Here is a 24,214-nt window from a genome sequence, read left to right on the forward strand (position 1 = left end):
CCCCGACACCGCCACCCAGCCGCGTGCTGCCGGCGGACACGGTAACCGCCAGCTCACCCTGGTGCTGGGCGGCGCGCGTTCCGGCAAGAGCCATTACGCCGAACAGCTCGCCACCGACCATGCCACCATCACCGGCGGCCCGGTCACCTACATTGCCACCGCGCACCAGGACCTGGCGCACGCCGACCAGGAGCTCGAGGTCCGCATCGCCCTGCACCGCGCCCGCCGCCCCGCCGACTGGCGCCTGGTGGAAGAGCCGGTGCACCTGGCCGATGCGCTCTACGCCAACGCGCGCCACGACGGCTGCATCCTGGTGGATTGCATGACGCTGTGGATGAACAACCTGATCTTCCCCGACGGCCGCGCGTATCCCGAACATGGCGTGATCACGCCGCCGGATGCCTTCACCGAGGAAATCGAAGCGCTGCTCACCGCGCTGCCGACGCTGCCGGGCCATGTGATCCTGGTCTCGAACGAGATCGGCTTCGGCGTGATCCCGATGGGCGCCATCACCCGCTTCTATGTCGATGAACTGGGCCGCCTGAACCAGAAGCTGGCCGCCGCCGCCGACTGCGTGCGGCTGATGGTGGCAGGCATTCCGGTTGCGGTGAAGGGCGCCGATCCCACATGCTGATGCTGGCCTGGCCGGCATGCGTGGCAGCGGCACTGACGGGCGTTCTGCTGGACCTCTGGCTGGGCGAGCCGCGCCGCTGGCATCCGCTGGTGGGCTTCGGCCGCATCGCTGCCGCGTTTGAGCGGCGGCTCAACCCTGCGCCGCACCGCGGTGCGCCCTGGCGCCAGCGCCTTGCCGGTCTCGCCGGCTGGTGTGTGCTGGTGCTGGTGCCGGCAACGCTCGCATGGTGGCTGGTCGACGCTGCGGCCGGCCTGCATCCTGTTGCCGCCCTGGCGCTGCATGCGGTGGCACTGTACGCCGCACTCGGCGCGCGCAGCCTGCACCAGCATATCGCCCCGATCGCCGCCGCCCTTGCCGCGGCAGACCTGCCCGCCGCGCGCACGCTGACCGCGCGCATCGTCTCGCGCGACACCACCGATGCCGATGCTGAAGCACTGGCCCGTGCCGCCTGCGAGTCGGCGCTGGAAAACGGCAACGACGCGGTCTTCGGCGCGCTGTTCTGGTTCCTGGTCGGCGGCGCGCCCGCCGTGATCGTGTTCCGGCTGGCCAATACGCTCGATGCGATGTGGGGCTACCGTACGCCGCGGCTGCTGTATTTCGGCTGGGCCGCGGCGCGCATCGACGACGGGCTCAACCTCGTGCCCGCGCGCCTGACCGCGCTGTCCTATGCGCTGCTCGGCGCCACCGCGCAGGCGTTGCATTGCTGGCGCACGCAGGCGCCGGCATGGTCAAGTCCCAATGCCGGCCCCGTGATGGCCGCGGGCGCCGGTGCGGTGGGCGTGCGACTCGGCGGCCCGGCGCGCTATCACGGCGAGATCGAGCAACGCCCGCCGCTGGGCGCCGGCCCCGCGCCGCAAGCCGCGCACGTGACGGCCTGCCTGCGGCTGGTCGAGCGCACCTTGTGGCTGTGGCTGGCGCTGGCAGGCGCCAGCGCGCTGGCCGTCCTTGCGCTTGCCACGCCGGCATGAGCAGCGCCCTGCCCCCGATCCGCCACGGCGGCGACCTGCTTGCCGCGGTGCGCCGCTACGGCCGCCCCGCCGGCGACTGGCTCGACCTGTCCACCGGCATCAATCCCGACGGCTATCCGGTGCCGGCGCTGCCTGCGCAAGCGTGGCAACGGCTGCCGCAGGATGACGACGGACTGGCCGAGCTGGCCGCACAGGCCTGCGGCGCGCCGCGGGCCTTGCCCGTCGCCGGCTCGCAGGCCGCCATCCGCACGCTGCCGGGTCTGCTGTGCCCGGGCCGCGTGGGCATCGCCGCGCTCGGCTACAGCGAATACGCGCCGGCCTTCGCTGCCGCGGGCCATGCGGTGGCGCCGCTGGATGAAGCGGCTTTCGCGCAGGCGGCGCTGGCCGACGAGCTCGACCATCTCGTCGTCGTCAACCCGAACAACCCGACCGGCCGCATGCTGCCCGCCGCAACGCTGCTGCGCTGGCACGCGAAGCTGGCGGCGCGCGGCGGCACGCTGCTGGTCGATGAAGCCTTTATCGACTGCCTGCCCGATGGCTCGGTGGCCGCGCACAGCGGCAAGGCCGGCCTGGTGGTGCTGCGCTCGATCGGCAAGTTCTATGGCCTGGCCGGCATCCGCTGCGGCTTCGTGCTGGCGCAGCCGGCACTGCTGGACGCGCTGCGCGAGCGCCTGGGCCACTGGACCGTATCGGGCCCGGCACGCGAGGTCGCGCGGCATGCGCTGGCCGACCACGGCTGGCAGGATGCCACCCGCGCGCGGCTGCAAGCATGCGGGGCGAAGCTGGCCGCGCTGCTGGACCGCCATGGCCTGGCGCCGGTGATGCATCCGCTGTTCTGCTGGGTGCCGCATGGCGACGCCGCACGGCTGCAGCACGGGCTCGCGCAACATGGCGTCTGGACCCGCTGCTTCGACGCCGCCGGCGGCTGCCCGCCGAGCCTGCGCCTGGGCCTGCCGCCGGACCAGCCGCACGCCTGGCAGCGGCTGGACGCGGCACTGGCCGCGGTCACTGCCTGAACCACTTTCCCCGATTCCATGCTGAACCGCCTGACGCCCGTTATCGCTTCCACGCTGCTGCTGGCAGCCCTGCCCGCCGCCGCCACGGTGTCTGCCGTCGACGACGCTGGCCAGACGGTGACACTGCCGCAGCCCGCGCGCCGCGTGATCTCGCTGGCGCCGCACGTCACCGAGATGATCTTCGCGGCCGGCGGCGGCGACCGCATCGTCGGCACGGTCAGCTACAGCGACTACCCGCCGCAGGCGCGCGAGATCGCGCGCGTGGGCGACAACAAGGCGCTGGACCTGGAGCGCATCGCCGCGCTCAAGCCGGACCTGATCGTGGTCTGGCGCCACGGCAATGCGCAGAAGCAGACCGACCGTCTGCGCGCGCTCGGCATCCCGTTGTTCTACAGCGAGCCGCGCAGGCTGGCCGCGATCCCGGAGAACATGGAGAAGCTCGGCACGCTGCTGGGCACTGAAGCCACCGCGCGGCGCGCTGCCGACGGCTTCCGCCAGCAGGTGGAGACGCTACGCAAGACTTACGCGGCCCGCCCGCCGGTGACGGTGTTCTACCAGGTCTGGCAGCAGCCGCTGATGACGCTCAACGGCCAGCACCTGGTCAGCGACATGCTGGCGCTGTGCGGCGGGCGCAACCTGTTCGCGGCCGAGACGCCGCTGGTGCCGACGGTGTCGGTCGAAGCGGTGATCGCGGGCAACCCGGAGGCGATGCTGACGGCGGGCATGGGCGCCACGCGCTCGGATCAGCCGCTGCCGGATTTCGAGATGTGGCGGCGCTGGAAGCAGGTCACGGCGGTGGCGCGCAACAACCTGTTCGTGATCGACGGCGACCTGGTCAACCGCGCCGGTCCGCGCGTGGCGCAAGGCGCCGAGCTGATCTGCAAGGACCTCGACACGGCGCGCAAGCGCCGGCCCGCACGCTGATCAGGCGGCGCGGTTCCACCAGCCGAGCCGGACCTCTCCCGGCCCCAGCGTGAAGCCACAACTGGCCCCGAAGCCCAACGCCCAGTTGACCGTCGTCGCCAGCGGCACGCCCAGCCAGTGCGCGGCCAGCATGCGCATCGGGCCGGCATGGCCGACCACCCACAGGCATTCCGCGCGATCTTCCGCCAGCGTTGCGGCCCAGCCGGCAACCCGCGCCATCGCCTGCGCCGGCGCTTCGCCGCCATGCGGGCGCGCGTGCAGCAGGTCGGCCGCCCACTGGTCGAGCGCGGCGCGGTCGATCGCATCCCAGGCCACACCCTCCCAACTGCCGAAATCGATTTCGCGCAGCCGGGGTTCGGTGTCGATGGCCGGCGCGCCGGCCGATAACGTCTGCACCAGCGCCTGCGCGGTGCCGAGCGCGCGCGCCAGCGGGCTGGCGACAATGCGATCTGGCGTGGGCAGGCCCGCGGCGATCTGTGCCGCCGCAGGCGCCAGCGGTGCCACCAGAGGCAGGTCGAGGCAGCCATAGCAGGTGCCCGCCGGCACCTGCGGCTGCGCATGGCGGATCAGGACCACATCCATGCCGCGGCCACCAGGTAGAGCAGGATCTCGGCGCACTGCTGGGCCATGCCCAGGCAGTCGCCGGTATAGCCGCCGATGCGGCGCACGAAGTAGCGGCCGAGCAGCAGGCGCAGACCCAGCAGCGCGACCACTGCCGCCGCGCAGAACCACGGCGACACCAGCCACAGCGGCACCAGCCCGCACAGCAGCGCGAACGCCAGCCCCGCGCCGGCCAGCTTCTGCGCCACCGGCTTGGCCTTGCCTTGCGCGCGCACGTAGGTCAGCGTGGCCAGATAGCTGACCGCCATCGCGCGGCTGGCGGCATGCGCGGCGACGATCACCGCCAGCAGCACCATCAACCCGCCGCGCCCGGCAATCGCCACCAGCAACTGCCACTTGAGCAGCAACGCCACCACCAGCGCGATCGCACCGAACGCGCCGATGCGCGAGTCATGCATGATGCGCAGCACGTCCTCGCGCTGCCACGCGCCGCCGAAGGCATCGACGCAATCGGCCAGGCCGTCTTCATGGAAGGCCCCGGTCAGCAGCAGCGTGGCGGCCATGCCCAGCAGCACGGCCACGCCGGGCGGCCACCACAGCATCGCGCCCCAGGTGACCAGCGCGCCCACGCCGCCCACCAGCAGCCCGACCAGCGGGAAGTAGCGCGCGGCGGCGTGCAGGTAATGCGGTTCGAATCCGGCCCAGCGCGCCAGCCAGCCCGGCAGCGGCACGCGCGTGAAGTAGCCCAGCGCCGTCAGGAAATAGCGCAGCTCGCCGGCCACGCCGGCGGGGCCAGCTTGTGCAGGCACCGGGTCGGACGGCACGCTCATGGCGAGGCGGTGCTGACGCCGGCGCCGCTGAAGGTCGCCATTTCGTTCAGGAATGCCGCCGCCGAAGCCAGCAACGGCCACGCCAGCGCGGCGCCCGTGCCCTCGCCCAGGCGCAGGTCCAGCGCCAGCAGTGGCGCGGCGCCGAACTGGTCCAGCAGCGCACGGTGGCCGCGCTCATGCGAGCAGTGCGTGAACACGCAGTACTGCAGCACATTGGGGTCCAGGCGCTGCGCCACCAGCAGCGCAGCCGTGGCGATAAAGCCATCGACCAGGATCACCATGCGGCTCGCGGCGGCGGCCAGGAAGGCGCCTGCCATCATCGCGATCTCGAAGCCGCCGAAGGTGGCCAGCACGTCCAGCGGCGCCTGCGCATCGGCATGCAGCGCCAGCGCGCGCTCCAGCACCTCGCGCTTGCGCGCGAGGCCGGCATCGTCCAGCCCGGTGCCGCGCCCGATGCAGTCTGCCAGCGGCAGGCCGGTCAGCCGCTGCATCAGGCACGCGGCCGCTGAAGTGTTGGCAATGCCCATCTCGCCGAAGCCGATCACGTTGCAGCCCTGCTGCGCATGGCGCAGCACGCGCGCCATGCCCGCGGTCATCGCCGCGGCGGCCTGCTCCGGCGTCATCGCGGGTTCGACGGCGAAGTTGCGGGTGCCGTCGGCAATGCGGCAGTTGACCAGGCCCGGTGCCGCCGGCAGCGGCGCGCGCACGCCCGCGTCGACGATCTCCAGCGCAATGCCGTGCTGGCGCGAGAACACATTGATCGCCGCGCCGCCGGCCAGGAAGTTCTGCACCATCTGCGCGGTGACCTCGGCCGGATAGGCGCTGACACCGGCGTCGGCCACGCCGTGGTCGGCGGCAAACACGATCACCGTCGGGCGCTGCAACACCGGCCGCGCCGTGCCGAGGATCAGGCCCAGCTGCAAGGCCAGCGATTCCAGCCGGCCCAGTGCGCCGAGCGGCTTGGTCTTGTCGTCGATGGCGGCCTGCAGCTCGGGGCGCAGGGCATCGTCGAGGGGAGTGATTTCCGGAAACTGCATGATGCGTTGACCTTGTATTCAAAAACGATGCGGCTACATCTCGACGCCGCGCTGCGCCTTGATGCCCTGCTGGAAGGCATGCTTGACCGGCGTCATGTCGGTGACGGTGTCGGCCGTCTCCACCAGCGCCGGCGGCGCGCCACGGCCGGTGATGACCACGTGCTGCATCGGCGGGCGCGCGCGCAGGTCGGCAATGACCTGCTCCACATCAAGATAGTGCAGCTTGAGCGCGATGTTCAGCTCATCGAACAGCACCAGGCCGATGCCGGGGTCGCGCAGCATGCCGCGCGCCACTTCCCAGGCAGCCTCGGCCTTGGCCACGTCGCGGGCGCGGTCCTGCGTTTCCCAGGTATAGCCCTCGCCCATCACGTGGAAGGCGCACTCGTCCGGGAAGCGGCGCAGGAACATCTCTTCGCCGGTGGGCTGCGCGCCCTTGATGAACTGGACCACGCCGGTGCGCATGCCGTGGCCAAGCGCGCGCACCACCATGCCAAAGCCCGAGCTGGACTTGCCTTTGCCGTTGCCGGTGGTGATGACAATCACGCCGCGCTCATCCTGCGCGGCGGCAATCCTGGCGTCGACGATTTCTTTCTTGCGCTCCATGCGCGCCTTGTGGCGGGCATCGCGGTCCGGGTCTTCTGCAGGCGGGTTCTGGGTATCAGTCATGACGTGTGTGGGGTATGGGTGGGGCGGCGCCGTCGGGAATCAGCGCAGTATGCGCGCCGTCGGTGACGCTGACGATGGCGGTGCGCAGCGCGCGCGAGCAGTGTTCAGGGGTCAGCACCCGGGCGGCAGTGCCATGCAGCGTAGTGCCGTCTTCGGCCATCAGCAGGGCGTGGGTGGCGTAGCGCAGCGCCAGCGTCAGGTCGTGCAGGATCACCACGATGGCATGGCGCCCGGCCCGGGCCAGCGCGGCCAGCTGTTCCAGAACCAGGATCTGGTGGCGCAGGTCCAGGTGCGAGACCGGTTCGTCCAGCAGCAGCAGCGGCGCCTGCTGCGCCAGCGCCGCGGCCAGCGAGGCGCGCTGGCGCTCGCCGCCGGACAGGGTCAGCACATCGCGCGCGGCCAGCGCTTCAATATCCATCGCTCGGATCACTTCCTGCACGATGCGGTCATCCTCGCGCCCGGTCCAGCCCCAGCCGGACAGGTGCGGATGCCGCCCCACGCGCACGGCATCCTGCACCGACATCGAGAAGGTGTCATGCACGGCCTGCGGCAGGTAGGCGCGCTGGCGCGCCAGCACCGCCGGCGCGATCTGCGCCGCCGCGGCGCCGTCGATCTCCGCGCTGCCGCCGTCGGCGTGGCGCAGCCCGGCCAGCACCGTCATCAGCGTGGACTTGCCAGCACCGTTGGGCCCGGCAATGCACCATAGCTGCCCCGCGCCGATGGTCATCGTCAGGCGCTCCACCAGCACGCGCTGGCCGGTGCGCAGCTTCACATCGCGCAGCACGAGCTGCGGACAGGCAGTGAGCGGATGGGACCAGTGCGGGGCCTGGCTCATCGCGGCCTCCGCAGCAGCAGGTAGAGGAAGGTCGGCACGCCCAGCAGCCCGGTGATCACGCCCACCGGCAGCTGCGCGGGCGCGACCACGGTGCGTGCGATCAGGTCGGCGGCCATCAGCAGCGCGCCGCCCAGCAGCGTGGCGGCCGGCAGCAGCAGGCGCTGGTCGTTGCCCCAGGCGAGGCGCACCAGATGCGGCACCACCAGCCCGACAAAGCCGATCGAGCCGGCCGTGGTAATGGCAGCGGCAATGCACAGCGACGCCAGCAGGAAGGTGGCCAGCCGCACGCGGCCCACGCGCACGCCCAGCGACTGCGCCACGGTCTCGCCCAGCAGCATCACGTTGAGCGCGCGCGCCATCGGCATGGCCAGCAGCAGCGCCACCACCAGCATGGCCAGCGCGCCGCCGTAGGCGGCGGTGCCGCCCAGGTCGCCGGTCAGCCAGAACAGCATGCCGCGCAGGCGCGACTCCGGCGCAATGGAGAGGATCAGGGTAATGACCGCGCCCCAGCCCGCGGCCAGGATCACGCCGGTCAGCAACAGCCGGGCGCCCGCCTCGCGGTGGCCGCCCTGCACCTGCGGATGCAGCAGGTCGCGCCGCGCCAGCGACGCCACCAGCACCATCGCCGCCAGTGCACCGGCGGCGGCGGCGGCCTGAACGCCCCACCACGGGGCCAGCAGCAGCATGGCCAGCAGCGCGGCAGTGGAGGCGCCGCCCGACACGCCCAGCACATAGGGCTCGGCCAGCGGGTTACGCAGCAGCACCTGCATCAGCGCGCCGGACAGGGCCAGCAGCCCGCCGCAGGCAAACGCCGCTGCCGCGCGCGGCAGCCGCAGTTCGCGCACGATCGCTGCGGGGGTGCCGGTGTCGGCACTGCTGAGCGCAAGCCAGAGCTCGCGCGCATCGAGCGGCACGCTGCCCAGCGCCAGCGACAACGCGAACGCCAGCAGCGCCGCGAGCGCCAGCACCAGCCAGATCGCCAGGGCGCGCCGGAACTCAGACATGGCGCGCCCGTGCGCTCATCGCTGGCGCCAGCCCAGCGTGATGAAGCCCGCGCGCCCCTGCGTGTTGTAGGGGTAGGCGAGCTGGTAATCCTTGTCGAACAGGTTTTCGACGCGGGCGGCGATGAACCATTGCTTGTCGATGTTGTAGCGGGCGTTCAGGTTGACGATACCGTATCCGCCCAGCCGGCGCGAGCCGGAATCCATGCGCGACGACGACACCAGCCATTCGCCGCCGAAGCGCCAGTTGCCGAAGTCGCGGCCCACGTCGAGCGCGGCATGGCGGCGCGCTCGGCGCAGCAGCTGGGTGTTGGTCTGCTCGTCGACCGGGTTCTGGAAGGTCACGCTGGCGCCGAAGTCGGTGCCATACACGGTGGCGCGCCACGAAGCCTCGATGCCCTGCACCTTGGCCTTGTTGACGTTCTGCGCCAGGAACATGCCGCTGGGCTGCTGCGCCGACACGATCAGGTCGTCGTAGCGCGTCTCGAAGGCGGTCACGCGCAGCAGGCCGGCGCTGGCGGTGGCGTACTGCACGCCGGCCTCGACCGACTTGGCACGTTCGGGCTGCAGGTTCGGCTGGCCGAAGTTGGGGAAGTACAGCTCGTTGAAGGTTGGCGCGCGGAAGGCATTGCTGACGCTGGCGATCAGCTTGAGCGCATCGGTCACGTAGTAGCCGTAGCCGGCGCGGAAGCTGCCCTGATTGCCGAAGTCGGAATAATGGTCGTTGCGCGCGTTGAGCTGCAGCTGGTGCTTGCCGATGCGCCCGTCATAGCCGCCGAACACCGAGAACACATTGCGTGTGGGCGCGCCGTAGGCGCTGGAGTCGAGCTCCTGCTGCAGGTAGTCGGTGCCGAACAGCAGCGTGTGGTTGGCGGCCAGCGCATACTCGTTCTGCCAGTTGAACTGGCGGTTGCGGGTATTGAAGGTGCCGTTGGGCCTGCCGTTGAGGAAGGTGTCGCTGCGGTCCTCGCTCTGTGACAGCTTGAAATGGGTGGACCAGTCCGCCCCCACCTTGCCGTTGACGAAGGCCGACAGCGTGTACAGCTCGCTGTTGGTGCGGTTGTCGTCGGTCGGGCGGCCGAAGGCGCTGTCGAACGACAGCTTGCTCTTCGAGTAATAGCCGGTGAAGCCCGCGTCCCAGTTCGGCGCGAAGCGGTGCTTGACCTGGCCCGACACGCTCTGGTTCTCGTACGGGTTGTCGTTGGGATTGGCGCGCGGCGCCTGCTTCGTGTTGATCGACGAGAAGCCGTCGGTCTTGAACGCCGAGCCGGTCAGGTTGAACGAGGTATCGCCGATCTGGCCGCCATAGCCGACCGTGCCCTGGCGCGTGTTGTTGCTGCCGTATTCCACCTGCGCATTGGCCGCCGGCGCCTGGCCCGCGCCGCTCTTGGTGAATATCTGCACCACGCCGCCGATGGCGTCCGAGCCGTACAGCGCCGACACATTGCCGCGCACCACCTCGATGCGCTCGATCTGGTCGGGCAGGATATTGGCCAATTGCGCGGTGCCGCTGCTCGCGGACGATACCCGCACGCCGTCGATCAGGATCAGCGTCTGGTTGGAGTTGGCGCCGCGCATGAACAGCGTGGTGTTGGTGCCCATGCCGCCGTTGGCCGAGAACTCCACGCCGGCCTGGTTGCGCAGCAGCGTGCGCAGGTCGGGCGCCTGCGAATTGACGATGTCCTGCTGCGTCACCACCGTGGTGTGAGGCAGCGCCTCGGTAATGGCTTGCGCGGTACGGGTGGAGGTGACCACCACCGGCGCGAGCTGCGTGGTGCGGCTGTCGGTGCCGCTGTCGGCCGCCTGCGCGAACGAAGTGGCCGGAACCAGGGTGAACGAGGCAATGGCCGCCAGGATGGCGGGCACGGACGGACGCACCGCCGGGGTTGCCGGGCGGGTCGACCTGTGGAGCGATGAACGCATGATGCAGGACTGGATAGGAACGGCCGGGCCCGTTCCCCCGCGGACCATATGGCGATGAGGCGTGCCGCGCACGGGCGGCAGCCCGCGTTCAGGCCGGTATCCGGGCTGGCGACACTGGGCCGGCGCCTTCCCGAACCTGCGGTTCAGTGGCGTGTGGCCGGTCCTGCGGTGCGTGTGGCCGGGAATGGGATCCGGCCTTGCCAGCGGCGTTGCCGGCAGGCTGGCTGTCGGCTATGTCGGAGTCTGGCAGATGCGCACCGCGGTCGCTTACCGTTGCGGGGGCAGCACAGGTTGGCCTGTCCGGCGCGCAGCCGGCCTGGCTCCCTGTTTCCCGTTGAACTGCCCTTTCGCCAGGGACGAAAAGGGCGAGCACCTGGAACGTGCGCGAGTCTAGGGCGTTTCGCCCCCCGCGTCAACGCGGCTGCCAGTAGTGTTTTGTCACAACTCTGGTGGCGTTTTAGGTGCAGAAGCCTGCAACTTCCACGCGGGTCGCCAGTCACAAACCCTTTCCTCCGCATTGTGCAAGCCGGCGCATCGGCTAGAATCGCGATACCTGACACTTCTCCCATCATGACAGGCCCTATGCTCACCGAACTCGAACAACTGGCCGCCAAGATCGGGCGCGTGCTGCACCATGCGGACACCCTGGCGGCGGAGAACCAGCGGCTGCGCGACGAGATCGCCCGGCTGGAGGGCGAAGCCGCGCAGTTGCGCGGCGAGCGCGAGGCCATGGCAGCCGACCGCGAACTGCTCAATATCAAGATCGAGGAAGCGCAGCTGCGCATCCAGTCCATCCTTGACAAGCTGCCGACTGCCAGCGACACGCGCCAGCTCGACCTGCTCGGCGAAGAGGCTGCGGCGCAGGACGCCGAGCCGCACAAGGCCCCCGGAGAACACGCATGAGCAACAAGCAAGTCGAAGTCAATATCGCCGGCCAGCCCTACCGCTTCGCCATCGCGCCCGAGAACGAGGCCGCGCTGCTCGAAGCCGTGGCCCTGGTCGACACGCAAATGAACAAGCTGCGCAACGGCATCGCGGCCAAGGGCGTGGAGCGCGTGGCGGTCATGGCCGCCATCAGCATCGCCTCGGACCTGCTGTCGATGCAGCGCAAGCAGCAGGCCGAGGGCGCGATCCCGGTCGATGCCATCCGCGCGCGCATCCGCGAACTCAACGACCGCGCCGACGAGGCCCTGCGCCAATACGCGCACGTGGGCACCGGTACGCGCGGCTGAGCAATGAAAGGGGGATGTGCTGCGGATGCCGCGCTGCCGCGCAAAATGTAACGATACGCGCGAGTGGACTTGGTATGCCCTGCAACGCGGTGTATAGTGTAGCCAGACTGCACGAGGCACCATAGATGTGCAGCTACAGGCTAGGTTATCGCGCCCGGCCGCCGTTCTCATCCCATCCTAGTCAGAAACGGCAAACGTCTGACATCCCGCACGCGGATCCGGTTTTCCGGGCACGATGATGCGCCTGGAAAGTCAGACGTTTGACAGTTTCCCTGCCTGGTTCGTGAGGGTCATAAACTCCTTGAACCGATATGCATTGCATGGTGCGGGATCATGTCGCGTGGGCGAGCGCGTCGTCGCATTCATAGTCTGGGCCTGGCCTGGACTCCCTGAGTGGATGATGTACCCGAAATGCGACTTCCGCAGCCACTCTGAACCTCACTTGGGTTCAGGATGCCGACCCAGCGGCCAAGGCGGGGACCCCTTAAAAAGGCGGTGGTTTTCTGAACCATCGCCTTTTTTCTTGCCTGCGCGTCCGCGTGTACACCCTGTGCACGCGGCGCCCTGATCTGCTTCGATTCCTGAGCTGCGCCGTGAGCCCGAACCAGAACCAACGCGCCCGCCAGTACTGGCTGATGAAATCAGAACCGGATGAAGCCAGCATCGACGACCTGGCCCGGGAAGGCACGCTGCCCTGGACCGGCGTGCGCAACTACCAGGCGCGCAACTTCATGCGCGACACCATGCGGATCGGCGACGGCGTGCTGTTCTACCACTCGTCGTGCCCGGAGCCCGGCATTGCCGGCCTGGCCGAGGTCTGCTCAGTACCCTACCCCGACCCCACCCAGTTCGACCGCAAGAGCCCGTACTATGACGCCGCCTCCAAGGCTGACGCGCCGCGCTGGCTGCTGGTCGACGTGCGCTTCGAGCGCAAGAGCGCGCTGATCCCGCTGGCCGCCTTGCGCGAGCATGAGGAACTGGCCGACATGGTGGTGCTACGTCGCGGCAACCGGCTGTCGATCACGCCGGTGACACCGGCCGAATGGCGCTTCATCACCGGCAAGCTGATGCGCTGAACCCTGCCCGGCCGGCCCCGGGCAAGGCTGATCACAACAACCCTGAAGATACGATGCAGTTCGACAACCTGCCGGTGCTGGTCCCTGCCCTGCTTGCCCTGGGCGCTTTCACCGGCTTCTGCGCCGGGCTGCTCGGCGTCGGCGGCGGCATGATGATGGTGCCCTTCCTGACGCTGCTGTTCACCAGCCTGGGCTTTGCCGACGAGGCCATCGTCCATATGGCGATCGCCACCTCGATGGGCACCATCCTGTTCACCTCGTTGTCGTCCGTGCGCGCGCACCACCAGCGCGGCGCGGTGCGCTGGCCGATCGTGCTGGCGCTGGCGCCGGGCATCGTGCTCGGCGGCATGATCGGCGGCGGCAAGGTGTTCGCGGCGCTCAAGACCAGCTGGCTGTCGCTGGCGTTTGCCGCCTTCGTCGGGTTTTCCGCGCTGCAGATGCTGCGCAACCGTCGTCCCAAGCCCGGCCGGCAGCTGCCCGGCTTTGCCGGCATGGCGGGCGCGGGCGGCGTGATCGGCTTCCTGTCCAGCCTGGTTGGCGCGGGCGGCGCCTTTGTCTCGGTGCCGTTCATGACGTGGTGCAACGTGCCGATCCACAACGCGGTGGCGACCTCGGCTGCGCTCGGCTTTCCGATTGCAGCGGCCAGCGTGGCCGGCTATGTCTGGAGCGGCTGGCAGACGCCGGGGCTGCCGGCGGGATCGCTCGGCTATCTCTACCTGCCGGCCCTGCTGGTGATCGCAGCGGCCAGCGTAATGACCGCGCCGCTGGGCGCGCGCACCGCGCACCGCATGGATGTGAGCCAGTTGCGCAAGGTCTTTGCCGCGTTGCTGCTGTGCCTGGCGAGCTATATGTTGTGGAAGGCCTGGCAGGCATTCTGACCCGGACGGGGGAGGCGCGCCCGCGCCGGCTTCGCAACAATCGTTTGCAATGTCGCGGAACGATCGGGCACCCGGTCACGTCTGATACCCATCACGTTTGAACGGGAGAACAACATGAAACAATGGCTTGCCGCCACCCTGCTGGGCACCACCGCCATCGTTGCCTCGGCGCACGGTGGCCCCACTGAAACGCCGTCGGGCGTGCTGTCGCTGAACGCGCAGGCCGTCACCGAAGTGCCGACCGATATCGTGCACCTGACGCTTGCCGCGGAGCAGGAAGGCGCTGAACCGGCCGCGATTTCCTCGGGCCTGTCTACCAGGACGCAGGCCGTCATCACGCAGGCGCGCCGCGTCCAGGGCGTGACCGCCGAGTCGGGCGGCTTCACCATCCACCCCAACACCGACCGCAACGGCCGCATCAGCACCTGGCGCGGGCGGTCCGAAGTCATCCTGAAGTCGCGCGATTTCTCGGCCGTGTCCAAGCTCGCTGGCGAGCTGGCCAGCCAGATGCAGGTGCAGAACATCGCCTTCTCGCTGTCGCGCGAAGCGCGCGAGGCGGCCGAAGCCAAGCTGGCCGAGCAGGCCATCGCCTCGTTCCGCAGCAAGGCGCAGTCGACCACCAAACTGTTCGGCTACAACAGCTACACCATCCGCGAAGTCAGCCTGAATGAAACCGGCGTGGTGCCGCCGATGCCGCGCATGTACGGCGCTGCCAAGGCCATGATGGCCGACGCTGCGGTGCCGGTGCCGGTTGAGGGCGGCAAGACGCAGGTGACGGTGTCGGTCAACGGGTCGGTGCAGATGCTGAAGTAAGAAGGGAGCTTGACCACCAGACGGCGCGCTCCCCTCTCCCGCAAGCGGGAGAGGGGAGCAAACCCGCAGCAGTTGAAGTCGCTCAGCCTTCCCAAAGACCCTCAGAGCACCGCGAACTGCTCGCGCAGCACGTTCTTCTGCACCTTGCCCATGGTGTTGCGCGGCAGCTCGTCCACCACGTGCACACGCTTGGGCACCTTGAAGTTGGCGATGCGGCCCTTGAGCGTGCCGATCAGCGCCGCTTCATCGATATCCGCACCCGGCTTGCGCACCACCACCGCCACCACGGCCTCGCCGAAATCCGCGTGCGGCACGCCGATCACGGCGCTCTCGGCCACGCCCGGCATCTCGTCGATAAAGCTCTCGATTTCCTTCGGGTAGACGTTGTAGCCGCCCGAGATGATCAGGTCCTTGCTGCGCCCGACGATGGTCAGGTAGTTGTCCGGCACCGCGCGCTCGCCGGCCTGGCTGGCAATGGCGCCGCCGAAGCGGCCGACGTCGCCGGTCTTGAACCAGCCGTCCTCGGTGAACTCTTCCCTGGTCTTCTCCGGCATGCGCCAGTAGCCCTTGAATACGTTCGGGCCCTTGACCTCGACATTGCCGATCTCGCCCGGCGTGCACGGCTGGCCCTCGCCATCGACCACGCGCACCGACACGCCCGGCAGCGGCATGCCGACGGTGCCGCCGATGCGCTCGCCCAGCGCGGCATCGTACGGGTTGGACACCAGCATCACGGTCTCGCTCATGCCGTAGCGTTCCAGGATGGTATGGCCGGTGCGCTCGCGGAAGGCATCGAAGGTCTCCAGCAGCAGCGGCGCCGAGCCCGACACGAACAGCCGCATGCGGCGGCAGGTGTCGTCGTCGAAGCGCGGCTCCTGCAGCATGCGCACGTAGTAGGTCGGCACGCCCATCATCACCGTGCAGCGCGGCAGGAATTTCAGCACCTGCGCCATGTCCAGCCTGGGCGCCCAGATCATCTTGGCACCGGCCAGCAGCGCGCCGTGCGAAGCCACGAACAGGCCGTGCACGTGGAAGATCGGCAGCATGTGCAGCAGCACGTCGTCGCTGCGCCAGCCCCAGAATTCATGCAGCGTCTGCGCATTGGAGGCCAGGTTGCGGTGCGTCAGCATCGCGCCCTTGCTGCGGCCGGTGGTGCCGGAGGTGTAGAGAATGGCGGCGAGGTCGTCATCCTGGCGCGCGACCGTCTCGAAGGCATCTGGCTTGCCCGCCGCGCGCGACAGCAGCGAGCCGCTGCGGTCGTCGTCCAGCGTAAAGACGTGGTTGACGCCGTGGCGGAACGCCACCTTGGACACCCAGCCGAAATTCTTGCTGCTGCACACCACCACCGACGGCTCGGCATTGCCGACGAAGTAGTCGATCTCTGCCTCCTGGTAGGCGGTGTTCAGCGGCAGGTAGACGTAGCCGGCGCGCAGCGTGGCCAGGTACAGGAACAGCGCTTCGGGGGACTTCTCCACCTGCACCGCCACGCGTGCGCCTTCGGGCAGGTGCAGCGAGGCCAGCAGGTTGGCCAGCTTGGCGGTGGCGCGGTCAAGGTCGTCCCAGCTGTAATACAGCCCGTCATGCGTCTCGATGCAGCAGGCGGTGCGGTCGGCGGGGAAGCGGGATTCGAACAGGGCGAACAGGTTGGCGTTCATGTCGGGGATCGAACGAAAGGCTAAGGAAAACGAAGAAAACAATGGCGTGTGGAAGCAGTGCTGGCAGCGTGCCCTACTCCCCACGGAACTGCGGTGGCCGGTGCGCGAGGAAGGCGGCCACCCCTTCCGCATGGTCCGCGCCTTCGGCGTAGGCAAAATGCGCGTCCAGCTCGGCGGGCGACAGCGGTGCCGGCAGCGGCGCCAGCCGGCGGATGGTGGCCTTGTTGATGCGGGCGGCCACGGGCGCGCCGGCGGCAATGCGGCGCGCCGTGGCCTCGACCTCCGCGGCCAGCGCGCCGGGCTCGACCACGCGCGTCAGCAGCCCTTTGTCGCGCGCCTCGGCGGCGTCGAAGACCCGGCCTTCCAGCAGGATCTCCAGCGCGGCGGCGCGGCCCGCCAGCGCCAGCAGGCCCTGCAGCTCGCCGGGCGCCATCGGGAAGCCCAGGCGGTTGATGGGCACGCCGAAGCGGCTGTCCGAGGCGGCGATGCGCAGGTCGCAGTGGCTGGCGATTTCCAGCCCGCCGCCCACGCATACGCCTTCGATCATCGCCACGGTGGGGTGTGTGCATTGCGCCACCGCCGCCAGTGCCGGCGCGATGGTGGCCATGTGGTAGTGGCGCACCGCGGCCTCGTCGGCGCGCTCTGCCGGGAACTCGGCGATGTCGGCGCCGGCGGCAAAGTTGCCGTCAGCCCCGCGCACCACCACGCAGCGCAGCGAGGTATCGGCGGACAGGCGTGCAAAGCCCGCGGCCAGCTCGCGCCACATCTGCGCGGAAATGGCGTTGAGCTTGCCCGCGTGCGACAGCGTCACGGTGGCGGTGGTGCCCTGCGTGGCAAACAATACGGTGCCGCTCATCGCCGCGCCCCCTTGCATCGGATCAGCGTTGACATGGCGCCCCGTCAGTCGATCTTGGCGCCGGACTGCTGCACCACCTGGGCCCAGCGGCGAATCTCGGCGTGCTGGAACTGCGCGAACTGTTCCTGCGTAAACGCCGGCGTCTCGGAACCGTTGTTAAGCCAGACCTGCTTGAGCTCCGACGTGTTCAGCGCCTTCTCGGTCTCTGCGTACAGGCGGTCGACGATCTCCTTGGGCGTGCCCTTGGGCACCCACATCGCATACCAGGTCGACACGTCATAGTTGGGCACGCCCGCCTCGGCCGCGGTCGGCACGTTGGGGAACGCCGCCGAGCGTTTGCTCGAAGCCACCGCCAGCGCCTTGGTGCGGCCCGCGCGGATATGCTGCGCCGACGAGCCCAGGCCGTCGAACATCAGGTCGACCTGGCCCGCGATCAGGTCGGACAGCGCCGGGCCCGCACCCTTGTAGGGGATGTGGGTGATGAAGGTCTTGGTCTGGAGCTTGAACAGCTCGCCCGCCAGGTGGTGCGACGAGCCGTTGCCGGCCGAACCGTAGTTCAGCTTGCCAGGATTGGCCTTGGCGTAGGCAATCAGCTCCTGCAGCGTGTTGGCCTTGACGCGGTTGGGATTGACCACCACCACTTGCGGCGGCTGCGCGATCACCGTGACCGGGATGAAGTCCTTCTCGATGTCGTAGTCCAGCTTCTTGTAGAACGACGGCGCAATCGCGTGGTGCGCGCCGCCGATGAACACCGTGTAGCCGTCCGGCGCGGCCTTGGCCGCAATGCTGGCGCCGACCGTGCCGCCGGCGCCGCCGCGGTTGTCGATCACGAACTGCTTGCCGAGCTGCTTGGACAACTGCGCGGTCAGCGGCCGCGCAAAGGCGTCGGTGCCGCCGCCGGCGGGAAACGGCACGATCACGGTGACGGGCTTGGACGGCCAGGTATCGGCATGCGCTGCGGGTGCGGCGAGCATTGCGCCGGTGCCGAGGCCGGCCAGGCCCAGGGCCACGCCCGTTGCGCGCGCGCACGCGGCCAGGCTGAACTGACGACGATTCATTGGTTGTCTCCTCTCTCTTCTGCGGAAAGTCAATCTGATGGCCGCGCGACACTGCCGCGGCGCGAAGTTACTGCTCAGGTCCCGACAAGAAAACGCGGCGCGCCAGGCGCCGCGGGTGCGGGGGCGACCCGCGTGACCGGACCAGGGTCACAGCAGCTTCCCGACGCTACGGCTGATGCGCGGGTTGCCGGCGCCCAGGCGTGCCAGATTGTCATCCAGCGCCTCGGGCACGTAAAGATAATTGACCATCATCCCGCAGCTCTGGCTGCGGCCTTTGCGCGACAGGTCGGCGCCCCAGTTCAGCCGCTCCACGCATGCCCCGTTGCCCAGGTGGAAGCGCGCGACCGGGTCGGCGGGCATCGACTGGTTGCGCTCGCGCACCAGGAAATGCGCGGCCAGGGTCATCGCGGTATCGCGGATCACGGTATCGGCGGCGTCCGGCACCAGCGCCTCCAGCCACCCGGCGCCGTCCGCTGGCGCCTTGCCGTGGCGCTCGCTCCAGCGCGCCAGGCGCTTGTCGCCCAGCACGCGCGCAACGGCATCGCCGTCCTGCTTGCGCAGCCAGTCGGCAAATCCGGGGATTGGTGAGAGCGTGGCGAACTGATTCACTTTTGGGAATTCACGCTGGACCTCCTCGATCACGCGCTTGAGCAGAAAGTTGCCGAAGCTCACGCCGCGCAGGCCCGCCTGCGTATTGCTGATCGAATAGAAGATGGCCCACTTGACGCGGCGCAGGTCTTCCAGCGGCGCGGCTTCATCCAGCAATGTATGGACATTGGCCGCCATCTCCGGCGCGAATGCCACCTCGACAAAGATCAGCGGCTCGCGCGGGATGCGCGGGTGGAAGAACGCAAAGCAGCGGCGGTCGGAATCGAGGCGGTTGCGCAGGTCGGTCCATGAGGCGATTTCATGCACGGCCTCGTAGCGGATCAGCTTTTCCAGCAGCGATGCCGGCGAATCCCAGGTGATCGGCTGCAGCTCCAGCAGGCCCACGTCGAACCAGTTGGAGAACAGCGCCTCGAGATCGTCGTCAAGCGGGCGCAGCCCTGGCATGCGGCGCTGCCAGCGCAGCATGTCGGCGCGCAGCTGGATCAGGAAGTGCAGGCCGCAGGCGCTGCTGCCGCGCTGGCCGTGCAGCGCGGCCAGCCGCTTGAAGAAGCGGATGCGCGCATTGGACAGGGCCTGGGCCAGGCCCGAAGACGCGGCCTGCGCGCGGGCGGCGCGCGCGCCCTTGTCGCCGTCGGCCCCGGCCTCTTCGCTGCCCTTGCCGCCGCTGCTGGCGACTTCGGCCAGCACCGCCAGCATGCCGCGCCGGGTGGCCTCGCCAGCAGCCTCATACTCGGCCTGCCATGCCTGCGCGGCGGCATTGGCGGCGCCATCGGTCAGGCGCGCGTCGAAGCAAAGCCGCAACTGCTCGCGCTGGCGGCGCACCGCGCGCGCCGGCAGCGGCGCCTCGCCATCGACCGGCGTTGCCGGGGCCTTGGCGTCGCCTTCGCCCTTGCGTCCCCACCAGCGGCCCAGCCGCGACAGGAACTTGGAACCTGCCGGCTCGCTTTCGCCCAGCGGCGCACTGATCTTCTGGTCACCCGTGTCGAAGGAATTCATGCGGTACCTGCCTTGATGCATCGATCTGAACGTGGGAAAAACGTCGGACTGGGGTTGCGGCGCCGGCTACTCTTCGGCGCCGGCCATGCGCAGCACCGGCGGCGCGCGCACGGCCTGGGCCTCGGCTGCGCCGGCGGTGGCGCCGGCATCCAGCGTCTTGAGCGCCGCGCGCTGGCGCAACAGGTGGGTCTTCATCATCGCCTCGGCGCCTTCCGGGTCGCGGGCCTTGAGCGCGGCAAACACGGACAGGTGCTCGGCGCAGGATTCCTGGATCCGGCCCGGCAGCTTCAGGCTCTTGTGGCGCGACAGCCGCAGCACCTTGCGCAGGTCGCTGATCAGGCCCGACAGCCAGCGGTTGCCGGCCAGCCGCTGGATCGATTCGTGGATCTGGAAGTTGGTTTCGTAGTAGGCGTCGATGTCGCCCGCCTGCGCATAGCGCGCCAGGTCGGCATGCAGGCCGTCCAGTGCGTCCAGGTCGGCGCGCGTGGCGTTGCGCGCCGCCTCGTAAGCACAGCGCCCTTCCAGCAGTGCCATCAGCGGGAAGATCTCGTCCAGGTCCTGCTCGGACAGCTCATTGACGAAGCAGCCGCGCCGCGGCTCCAGCCGCACCAGGCCTTCGGCGGCCAGCACCTTGAGCGCTTCGCGCAGCGGCGTGCGCGAGATGCCCAACGTTTCGGCCATCGCGCTCTCGTCGATCCATGCGCCGGGCACGAGCGTATGCGCGTCGATCATGGCGCGCAGCCGGTCTGCCACTTCCAGGTACAACGCCTGCTGGACGATGCGCATACTTCCCCCGGGTCGGATCGCGTGACCGATGCGTCCCGGTCACGATCTGGCGTCGGCCAGGGCAGATGCGCCCGGCCAGCCATAATTCATAATTATGGATTAGGACGCGAACGATACAAGGAATTTCGATGCTGCTCTGCAACAAGCAGTAGCGATGGTGGCTGGTGGTCGACCGGCAGGTGCGGTCTGTGAGGATGCGGCGCGGGGTGCGGTATGAGGTGCGGCGGGCGTTTCCATGCCTCCCTGCAAGGAAACACCCGCGCCTGAAAATTACTGCAGTACTGCTTTTCATCGTCGGCGGATACTTGCAAAAATATCTGCCGCGTGGGTCCATGGATTGCCGGCGCTGGCCCTGCGCCCCCCTTTTTGAAACGCGCTTGTTGCGCGGATTTTCCCGTCGCCCTGGCTTTACGTGAAGTGCCGGCAAGTGCGGCCTGTCGGCCTTCACTCCCTCCCTGGCACTTCCGTTGGCGGCTGTGGCTTGCCGCTCATCTTTGTAACAATCAAGATAGCGATTTACGTGCCAGCGGGACTAACCCCATGATTTCATTGGCAACACGCATTCAGAAGTTGTTACAGAATACGTCTAGTGTAACAGGATGTTTCTAGATTGTTACGAGGGTTTTCCCACATTTTCTTATACGCCTGCCCGCCTGGCGGCAATGGCATATGCAGATTGTGCCGTGGTCGCTATTTATCAGTGCGAGAATGTGAGCGCATCGCCGCAAGTGCCCGAACTGAAGTGGTTGCATTCCTGAAACTGCGGTCGAGGCCGCAATCCTTACTGTCGCTTTCCACACACACTGGAGCTCCGCCATGCAAGCTGGCAGCGATTTCACCCTGGCCGGCACCCCGGCAGACGAGACACCGGCGCCTGCCGAGCCGCGCTACGCCGTGCCGCGGGCGCTGGGCCTGTCCTTTACCGGATCAGGTTCGGAATACTTCCGTATCTGGATCGTCAATGCACTGCTGACCATCGTCACCTTCGGCATCTATTCGGCCTGGGCCAAGGTGCGCACGTTGCAGTATTTCTATCGCAACACGCGGCTCGACGGTGCGAGTTTTGACTACCACGGCAAGCCGTCCGCGATCCTGAAGGGCCGCGCCATCGTGTTCGCGCTGGTGCTCGCCTTCCAGTTCGCCTCCACGGTCTCGCCCTTCCTTGCGCTGGCGATGCTGGTGGCGCTGCTGGCGGTGTTCCCCCTGCTGCTGGTGCGCTCGTTGCGTTTCCGCATGGCCAACTCCAGCTACCGCGGCCTGCGCTTCGCCTTTACCGGCGGCGATGCCGATGCCTACAAGGTGTTCGTGCTGTGGCCGCTGGCCGCAGTGGCCACGCTGGGCCTGCTGGGGCCGCTGGCGCACCAGCGCTTCAAGCGCTACCAGCACAACCACACCCGCTTCGGCACCGCGCCGTTTGCCTTCCATGCCGGCGCGGGCGATTTCTACGGCGTCTACCTGCGTGCCTTCGGCGTGATGGTCGCGCTGGTGGCGGCCGCGGCACTGGCCGGCTTCATGCTGGGCGCGACCGCGTCGGGCCAGGCGGGCATGATGTTGTCGTTCGGCATCGGCGTGACCGGTTTCTACCTGGCGCTGCTGGCCGTCAGCCCTTACGTGATGGCACGCTTGCAGAATGTCGTGTGGAGCCACACCACGCTGGCGCCGCATGCGTTCCGCAGCGAGGTGGGGGCCGGCCGCATGGTCTTTATCTTCGTCACCAACCTGATCGCGATCGCGCTGACGCTGGGCCTGTACCTGCCGTTCGCGCGGGTGCGTTCGGCGCGCTACCGGCTCGAATGCGTGACCATGCTGGCGGCGGGCCCGCTCGACACCTTCGTGGCCGGCGAGGCGCAGCAAGTGGGTGCGCTGGGCGATGCGGCGGTAGACTGGTACGACATCGACATCGCGCTCTGAACACGCCGTGCGCTGACCCGGCCCGCACCATGATCCCAGTCACCTTCTTCGATGGCCGCTCGTCGCGCGCGCATCCGGCCACGCTGGCCGTTGAGGCGCAGCAGGCCGTGCTGCGCGACGACTCCGGCGCCGAGCTGCGGCGCGCGCCGCTGTCGGACGTGCGCGTGTCCGAGCGCGTGCGCCGCGCGCCGCGGCTGGTCACCTTTGCCGACGGCGCCTTCTGCGAGATCACCGACCACGCCGCCTTCGACCACCTGCTGGCCGCCACCGGCCATCGCGACAGCCTGGTGGCGCGCGCGCAGAACAGCTGGCGCCTGGCCGGCCTGGCCGTGGCGGGGCTGGTGGCGGTGCTGGTGCTGGGCTATTACGTGCTGCTGCCATGGGGCGCCGGCATCATGGCGCGCACGGTGCCGCCCGAGGTGGAGGCCCATCTCGGCAAGCTGACGCTGGCGAGCCTGGACAACGGCATGGTCAAGCCGACGCAGCTGCCGCCCGCCGAGCAGCAACGCATCCGCTCGGCCTTCGCGGCGCTGAAGCGCCCGCGCGATGCCGGCCACGACTACCAGATCCTGTTCCGCCAGGGCGGCGAGATCGGCGCCAATGCGCTGGCGCTGCCGGGCGGCACCATCGTGGTCACCGACGAACTGGTGAGCCTGGCCGGCACCGGTGCCGGCATGATGGGCGTGCTGGCCCATGAAGCCGGCCATGTCGCCAACCGGCACGGCATGCAGCAGGTGATTCAGGGGTCGGCGCTGGCGGCGCTGTCGGCCTACCTGTTCGGGGATATCTCGACGGTGCTGGCCGGGGTGCCGGCCGCGATCCTGACGCTGCGCTATTCACGCGACCACGAGCGCGAGGCCGACGCCTTTGCGATCGAGGTCATGCAGCGCAACGGCCTGCCGCCCGCGGCGCTGGCCGAGGTGCTGGTCAGGCTGGACAATCGGCGCGGGGCGGCGTCGGACGCCGAGCCGGAACGCGGCCAGGACTTCATGTCGACCCACCCGCAAACGCAGGCGCGCATCGACGCCTTGCGCCGCGCCGGCAAATAGCGCGCCGACGGGTTCTCAGGCCACCGGCTGTGATGCGCCGGCGCCGGGCTGGCGCCGGTAGGCCCAGACCACCATGGCGATGCCGGCCAGGATCATCGGCAGGCTCAGCCACTGGCCCATCGACAGCTTTAGCGCCAGCAGGCCCAGGAAGTTGTCGGGCTCGCGCGCGAATTCCGCGGCAAAGCGGAAGGCGCCATAGCCGATCAGGAATACCCCCGACACCGCGCCCATCGGCCGCGGCTTGCGCGCGAACAGCCACAGGACGATGAACAGCGCCACGCCCTCGCCGGCAAACTGGTACAGCTGCGACGGATGGCGCGGGATGTTGTCGCCCGCCTGCGGGAAGATCATGCCCCACGGCAGGTCGGTGGCGCGGCCCCACAGCTCGCCGTTGATGAAGTTGCCGATGCGGCCGGCGGCCAGCCCGCAGGGGATCATCGGCGCGATGAAGTCGGTCACCTCCATCCAGTGGCGCCGGCGCAGTTTGCCGAACAGCCACATCGCCACGACCACGCCCAGGAAGCCGCCATGGAAGGCCATGCCGCCTTCCCACACCTTGAGGATCTCGAGCGGATGGGCCAGGTAGTACGACGGCTTGTAGAACAGTACATAGCCCAGCCGCCCGCCCAGGATCACGCCCAGCACGCCGAAGAACAGCATGTCGTCCAGGTCGCGCGTGGTCCAGCCCTTGGCCGCGATATGCGGCTGGCGGATGCGCAGGCGCCCGAAGCCCAGGAACATGATGAACCCGGCCAGGTACATCAGCCCGTACCAGCGGATGGCAAGCGGGCCCAGGTGGATGGCAACCGGGTCGAACTGGGGATGAATCAGCATGTTGGCGTGAATGGAGGTTGTAAAGGCCGCGGCCTGCGTATTGTCAGTGGCCTCGGTGACATTGGT

At 68.9% G+C, this 24,214-nt stretch carries 24 protein-coding genes and 1 other RNA gene; 12 read left to right on the forward strand and 13 right to left on the reverse strand.

All coding sequences use genetic code 11. The annotated features are described in order from the left end of the window. Positions 1 to 58 precede the first annotated feature (58 nt). Genes cobU through AC3WRR_RS30810 form a run of 4 tightly spaced genes read left to right on the forward strand, consistent with a single transcriptional unit; the run spans position 59 to position 3,542 of the window. On the forward strand, positions 59 to 634 hold the full coding sequence (gene cobU, locus AC3WRR_RS30795; protein WP_492294266.1) for a bifunctional adenosylcobinamide kinase/adenosylcobinamide-phosphate guanylyltransferase: 576 nt from the start codon (positions 59 to 61) through the stop codon (positions 632 to 634). After that, positions 628 to 1,602, forward strand: coding sequence for a CobD/CbiB family cobalamin biosynthesis protein (locus tag AC3WRR_RS30800; protein ID WP_010814910.1), 975 nt, complete (start codon positions 628 to 630; stop codon positions 1,600 to 1,602). The genes cobU and AC3WRR_RS30800 overlap by 7 nt, the downstream gene beginning before the upstream one ends. Further along, positions 1,599 to 2,618 carry a threonine-phosphate decarboxylase CobD gene (cobD, locus tag AC3WRR_RS30805; protein WP_492298973.1) on the forward strand — a complete coding sequence of 340 codons (1,020 nt, stop codon included), beginning with the start codon at positions 1,599 to 1,601 and terminating at the stop codon, positions 2,616 to 2,618. The genes AC3WRR_RS30800 and cobD overlap by 4 nt, the downstream gene beginning before the upstream one ends. Before the next feature lie 18 nt (positions 2,619 to 2,636). Beyond that, positions 2,637 to 3,542: a cobalamin-binding protein gene (locus tag AC3WRR_RS30810; protein ID WP_492298975.1), complete on the forward strand. Its 906-nt coding sequence runs from the start codon at positions 2,637 to 2,639 to the stop codon at positions 3,540 to 3,542. On the opposite strand, the gene AC3WRR_RS30815 is transcribed toward AC3WRR_RS30810, so the two are convergent. From AC3WRR_RS30815 to AC3WRR_RS30845, 7 genes are read right to left on the reverse strand one after another with little or no spacing between them, the layout of a single operon-like run. Beyond that, positions 3,543 to 4,124 (reverse strand): histidine phosphatase family protein, encoded by a 582-nt coding sequence (locus tag AC3WRR_RS30815; RefSeq protein WP_492294262.1) that lies wholly within the window; start codon positions 4,122 to 4,124, stop codon positions 3,543 to 3,545. Next, entirely contained in the window at positions 4,109 to 4,933 is an 825-nt protein-coding gene (locus AC3WRR_RS30820; RefSeq protein WP_058697777.1) for an adenosylcobinamide-GDP ribazoletransferase, read from the reverse strand. The genes AC3WRR_RS30815 and AC3WRR_RS30820 overlap by 16 nt, the downstream gene beginning before the upstream one ends. Next, a complete protein-coding gene (gene cobT, locus AC3WRR_RS30825; RefSeq protein ID WP_010814915.1) occupies positions 4,930 to 5,970 on the reverse strand; it encodes a nicotinate-nucleotide--dimethylbenzimidazole phosphoribosyltransferase in 1,041 nt (346 codons plus the stop codon). Before cobT ends, AC3WRR_RS30820 begins: the two co-directional genes overlap by 4 nt. 33 nt (positions 5,971 to 6,003) lie before the next feature. Beyond that, entirely contained in the window at positions 6,004 to 6,636 is a 633-nt protein-coding gene (gene cobO / locus AC3WRR_RS30830; RefSeq protein ID WP_011615935.1) for a cob(I)yrinic acid a,c-diamide adenosyltransferase, read from the reverse strand. Further along, positions 6,629 to 7,471, reverse strand: coding sequence for an ABC transporter ATP-binding protein (locus AC3WRR_RS30835; protein WP_010814917.1), 843 nt, complete (start codon positions 7,469 to 7,471; stop codon positions 6,629 to 6,631). The genes cobO and AC3WRR_RS30835 overlap by 8 nt, the downstream gene beginning before the upstream one ends. Continuing rightward, positions 7,468 to 8,475 (reverse strand): FecCD family ABC transporter permease, encoded by a 1,008-nt coding sequence (locus tag AC3WRR_RS30840; protein ID WP_011615937.1) that lies wholly within the window; start codon positions 8,473 to 8,475, stop codon positions 7,468 to 7,470. The genes AC3WRR_RS30835 and AC3WRR_RS30840 overlap by 4 nt, the downstream gene beginning before the upstream one ends. A 15-nt stretch (positions 8,476 to 8,490) precedes the next feature. After that, positions 8,491 to 10,395 carry a TonB-dependent receptor domain-containing protein gene (locus AC3WRR_RS30845; protein ID WP_041687494.1) on the reverse strand — a complete coding sequence of 635 codons (1,905 nt, stop codon included), beginning with the start codon at positions 10,393 to 10,395 and terminating at the stop codon, positions 8,491 to 8,493. Positions 10,396 to 10,977: 582 nt separating this feature from the next. On the opposite strand from AC3WRR_RS30845, the gene AC3WRR_RS30850 reads away from it, so the two are divergent. The 6 genes from AC3WRR_RS30850 (at position 10,978) to AC3WRR_RS30875 (ending at position 14,394) form a co-directional block, all read left to right on the forward strand. Continuing rightward, a complete protein-coding gene (locus AC3WRR_RS30850) occupies positions 10,978 to 11,298 on the forward strand; it encodes a hypothetical protein (protein ID WP_010814920.1) in 321 nt (106 codons plus the stop codon). Beyond that, positions 11,295 to 11,627: a cell division protein ZapA gene (locus AC3WRR_RS30855; RefSeq protein ID WP_010814921.1), complete on the forward strand. Its 333-nt coding sequence runs from the start codon at positions 11,295 to 11,297 to the stop codon at positions 11,625 to 11,627. Before AC3WRR_RS30850 ends, AC3WRR_RS30855 begins: the two co-directional genes overlap by 4 nt. 266 nt (positions 11,628 to 11,893) lie before the next feature. Then, positions 11,894 to 12,111, forward strand: a non-coding RNA gene (ssrS, locus tag AC3WRR_RS30860) — 6S RNA. A 109-nt stretch (positions 12,112 to 12,220) separates the two neighbouring features. Next, entirely contained in the window at positions 12,221 to 12,703 is a 483-nt protein-coding gene (locus tag AC3WRR_RS30865; protein ID WP_010814922.1) for an EVE domain-containing protein, read from the forward strand. A 53-nt stretch (positions 12,704 to 12,756) separates the two neighbouring features. Further along, positions 12,757 to 13,581 carry a sulfite exporter TauE/SafE family protein gene (locus AC3WRR_RS30870; RefSeq protein ID WP_010814923.1) on the forward strand — a complete coding sequence of 275 codons (825 nt, stop codon included), beginning with the start codon at positions 12,757 to 12,759 and terminating at the stop codon, positions 13,579 to 13,581. A gap of 114 nt (positions 13,582 to 13,695) precedes the next feature. Beyond that, positions 13,696 to 14,394: an SIMPL domain-containing protein gene (locus tag AC3WRR_RS30875; RefSeq protein ID WP_011615939.1), complete on the forward strand. Its 699-nt coding sequence runs from the start codon at positions 13,696 to 13,698 to the stop codon at positions 14,392 to 14,394. A gap of 101 nt (positions 14,395 to 14,495) precedes the next feature. On the opposite strand, the gene AC3WRR_RS30880 is transcribed toward AC3WRR_RS30875, so the two are convergent. The 5 genes from AC3WRR_RS30880 to AC3WRR_RS30900 form a co-directional block, all read right to left on the reverse strand. Then, complete coding sequence (locus tag AC3WRR_RS30880) at positions 14,496 to 16,049, reverse strand: malonate--CoA ligase (protein ID WP_010814925.1); 1,554 nt, start codon at positions 16,047 to 16,049, stop codon at positions 14,496 to 14,498. A 73-nt stretch (positions 16,050 to 16,122) separates the two neighbouring features. Beyond that, complete coding sequence (locus AC3WRR_RS30885; RefSeq protein ID WP_010814926.1) at positions 16,123 to 16,905, reverse strand: enoyl-CoA hydratase/isomerase family protein; 783 nt, start codon at positions 16,903 to 16,905, stop codon at positions 16,123 to 16,125. A 44-nt stretch (positions 16,906 to 16,949) separates the two neighbouring features. Beyond that, entirely contained in the window at positions 16,950 to 17,963 is a 1,014-nt protein-coding gene (locus AC3WRR_RS30890; protein ID WP_492298978.1) for a Bug family tripartite tricarboxylate transporter substrate binding protein, read from the reverse strand. A 147-nt stretch (positions 17,964 to 18,110) separates the two neighbouring features. Beyond that, positions 18,111 to 19,568: a malonyl-CoA decarboxylase domain-containing protein gene (locus AC3WRR_RS30895; protein ID WP_492298980.1), complete on the reverse strand. Its 1,458-nt coding sequence runs from the start codon at positions 19,566 to 19,568 to the stop codon at positions 18,111 to 18,113. A gap of 66 nt (positions 19,569 to 19,634) precedes the next feature. Next, complete coding sequence (locus tag AC3WRR_RS30900) at positions 19,635 to 20,354, reverse strand: GntR family transcriptional regulator (protein WP_010814929.1); 720 nt, start codon at positions 20,352 to 20,354, stop codon at positions 19,635 to 19,637. Between the two features lie 816 nt (positions 20,355 to 21,170). Here AC3WRR_RS30900 and AC3WRR_RS30905 point away from each other — a divergent pair. Both AC3WRR_RS30905 and AC3WRR_RS30910 read left to right on the forward strand, forming a co-directional pair. Beyond that, positions 21,171 to 22,265: a YjgN family protein gene (locus AC3WRR_RS30905; RefSeq protein ID WP_011615943.1), complete on the forward strand. Its 1,095-nt coding sequence runs from the start codon at positions 21,171 to 21,173 to the stop codon at positions 22,263 to 22,265. A gap of 29 nt (positions 22,266 to 22,294) precedes the next feature. Further along, positions 22,295 to 23,314, forward strand: coding sequence for a M48 family metallopeptidase (locus AC3WRR_RS30910; RefSeq protein ID WP_011615944.1), 1,020 nt, complete (start codon positions 22,295 to 22,297; stop codon positions 23,312 to 23,314). Between the two features lie 15 nt (positions 23,315 to 23,329). Here the strand turns inward: AC3WRR_RS30910 and lgt are convergent, their stop codons facing one another. Next, complete coding sequence (lgt, locus tag AC3WRR_RS30915; protein ID WP_010814932.1) at positions 23,330 to 24,148, reverse strand: prolipoprotein diacylglyceryl transferase; 819 nt, start codon at positions 24,146 to 24,148, stop codon at positions 23,330 to 23,332. Positions 24,149 to 24,214: the final 66 nt, after the last annotated feature.

The sequence above is a fragment of the Cupriavidus sp. FW305-3-2-15-C-LB2 genome (assembly GCF_058787575.1).